3 protein-coding genes are annotated in these 2,672 nt (G+C 43.1%); 2 read left to right on the top strand and 1 reads right to left on the bottom strand.

Features of this window, described 5'->3' with window-relative positions; translation table 11 throughout:
- Positions 1-119: 119 nt before the first annotated feature.
- Entirely contained in the window at positions 120-1,007 is an 888-nt protein-coding gene (locus AC52RT_RS12275) for a LysR family transcriptional regulator (protein WP_495541010.1), read from the bottom strand.
- Positions 1,008-1,128: 121 nt separating this feature from the next.
- Between AC52RT_RS12275 and AC52RT_RS12270 the strand changes: the two genes are divergently transcribed.
- Both AC52RT_RS12270 and AC52RT_RS12265 read left to right on the top strand, forming a co-directional pair.
- The gene (locus AC52RT_RS12270; protein ID WP_495541009.1) at positions 1,129-1,647 is read left to right on the top strand and encodes a flavodoxin; all 519 of its coding nucleotides are present in this window, start codon (positions 1,129-1,131) and stop codon (positions 1,645-1,647) included.
- 178 nt (positions 1,648-1,825) lie between these two features.
- Positions 1,826-2,668 carry an aldo/keto reductase gene (locus AC52RT_RS12265; RefSeq protein WP_495541008.1) on the top strand — a complete coding sequence of 281 codons (843 nt, stop codon included), beginning with the start codon at positions 1,826-1,828 and terminating at the stop codon, positions 2,666-2,668.
- Positions 2,669-2,672 lie beyond the last annotated feature (4 nt).

The following is a 2,672-nucleotide window of genomic DNA, read 5'->3' as shown; positions in this document are numbered from 1 at the left end:
TGTATGTGGTAAATCCCATAGCTTTTGTTTGCAACTTTAAGCATATAGGTAAATCCACGTTGCTACAAACGTGAGGTCATTTCATATTATCTAAGAGAAGTATGTGTGGCTCATTCTATTTATAGTGGTACAGCTATAGCTTCACTATAGAGCTTCTGGAGCAAAGCGATAAACTCCCGTAGTTCCTTTCTGTTATCGTTTTTGCGAGTAACAAGAACACAGGAAAAGAACTCCTTACAGTCAAATGGGATCCATGCGAACTGGCCACTGTGATCGTTCAGAAATCCAGGAGCAAGGCATATACCTTTACCGGCAGCAACATTAGTTAATGTAGTATCGTGATCAGGGCTGTTGAAATAATCCATCTTGCCAGAGGAGATGAGCCTTTGCTGAACTGCGCGTAGCGCCGGAGGTGATCCTCCTCCCACCATCAGGGTTCTTCCATAAATATCCTCTTCAGTTATAAGATCCTTCTTAGTAAGCAGATCGTTCCTGTCAGTGATGAGGTATATGTGACTTTCAAAAAGGTCGTGTACATTCACACCTGCAAGCTGCCTTGTCTGTTCCCTAAGTGCGAAGAGAACGTCAGACTCGTTCTTCATGAAAGAATCCAGACCATTATCATATTGGAAAACAGGCGTGATCTGCACACCGATGTCTCTTTGTTCGAACAGCCTGATAGCTTCAGGAAGGAAGTATACAGCCTGTCTTACCATCAGGCTTATCGTGATGTTGTCATTATACTTAGCACTAAAGTTCTGTCCCTGTTCAATCGCACGCTTCATTTCTTCTCGCATATTGGTAAGATATGAAACAAACTGTTGTCCTGCCGGCGTGAGTGTAGCACCCTTGCCATTCCGCTCAAAGATCTCGAATCCGACTTCCTCTTCCAAAAGCTTTATCTGATAAGAGAATGTCGGCTGGCTGACAAACATATTCTCAGCACCTCTGCTGAAGTTCAAAGTCCTTGCAAGCTCTATACAGTAGTCGATCTGTTTAGTATTCACGGGCATCACCTGTTATTTAATAATTGAATCGGATATTAAGTCTTTCTATTGGATATCCTATAACAGCTATGCCAGAATGTAAACATAAACATCAACTACAAACACAATGGAGGTTAATACTATGGCAAACACATTGATAGCATTCTTCTCAAGAGCAGATGAGAATTATTTCGGCGGAGCAATGAGATATGTAAAGGTAGGCAATACAGAGATCGTAATAGATCTCATGAAGGATTTGATAAACGCAGATACCTTTAAGATCGAGATGAAGGAACCCTATTCTCCAGTTTACATGACTTGTATCGAGGAGGCAAAGCAGGATCTTCGTGAAGGTAAAAGGCCAGAGCTTGTTTCGGTTCCTGACAGTATCGATCAGTACGACAAGATAATCCTTGCCTACCCGAATTACTGGGGAACGTTCCCTATGGCAGTCGTTACATTCCTTGAGAAGTTCGATTTTAATGGCAAGACGATACTTCCTCTTTGTACCAACGAAGGAAGCGGAATGGGTTCATCCGAGAGAGACCTTAAGAAATATGCGAAGGGTGCCACGATCAAGTCCGGCCTTCCCATCACAGGAAGCAGAGCAGCGGATTCGAAGAAAGCTGTCGAGAAGTGGCTTAAAGAAAACGGGATCTGACAAGGAGGACCGAGTAATGGACTATCCTAAAAATTATGTATATGAATTAATGGATAAAGGCGGTCCTACGGATGTAAGGGAGCCGTACTTTAAAGAAGCAGTTGATGAGAGCAAGAACTCTCTGCGCTAAAGCAAGCTAAAAAGTATCATCGTATTAAAGAATCAGGAGGAATCGATCATGGAAAACACTATCTTAAACAACAGATTGGAATGCCCCGTAGTAGGTATCGGAACATTCATGCTGTCGCCCAAGGATGCAGAGAACAGCGTAAGAGAAGCACTGAAGATGGGCTACAGGCTCATCGATACAGCTAATGCTTATGTCAATGAGAGAGCAGTAGGAAGAGGAATGCGTGACAGTGGTATTGCAAGAGAAGAAGTATTCCTTTCTACAAAACTCTGGCCGTCAGAATATGAAAACCCTAATGCCGTTGATGAAACTCTCGAGAGACTCGGTGTCGACTATGTAGATCTTCTGTACATCCATCAGCCTGCAGGTAACTGGCTCGAAGGTTACAGACAACTTGAGAAAGCATATAAGGAAGGCAAGGCTAAGTCGATAGGAATCTCTAATTTCGAGGGAAAGTATATCGAAGAACTTGAGACAAAGTGGGAGATCGTACCTCAGTTTATCCAAGTCGAAGCTCACCCGTACTTCACTCAGAAGGATCTTCGAAAGACACTCGATAAATACGATATCAAGCTGATGAGCTGGTATCCTCTGGGGCATGGAGATAAGTCTTTGATAGAAGAACCTCTGTTTGCAGATCTCGGAAAGAAATACGGAAAGACACCTGCTCAGATAATCCTTCGTTGGCACACACAGATGGGATTTGTCGTTATTCCCGGAAGCAAGAATGTCGATCACATAAGAGATAATCTGAATATCCTTGACTTCAGTCTTACAGCTGAAGAGATGTCAGAGATTGCAAAGCTCGATAAAGATCAGCGTTACTATCACCGTACAGATTCTCAGCTTGCCCAGTTTGCGGCATGGAGACCGGATTTCGAAAGAGCATGACTTT

Source organism: Peribacillus sp., assembly GCF_059453735.1.
The sequence above is the reverse complement of the archived record's forward strand: the minus strand, read 5'-3'. Positions and strand labels throughout refer to the sequence as shown.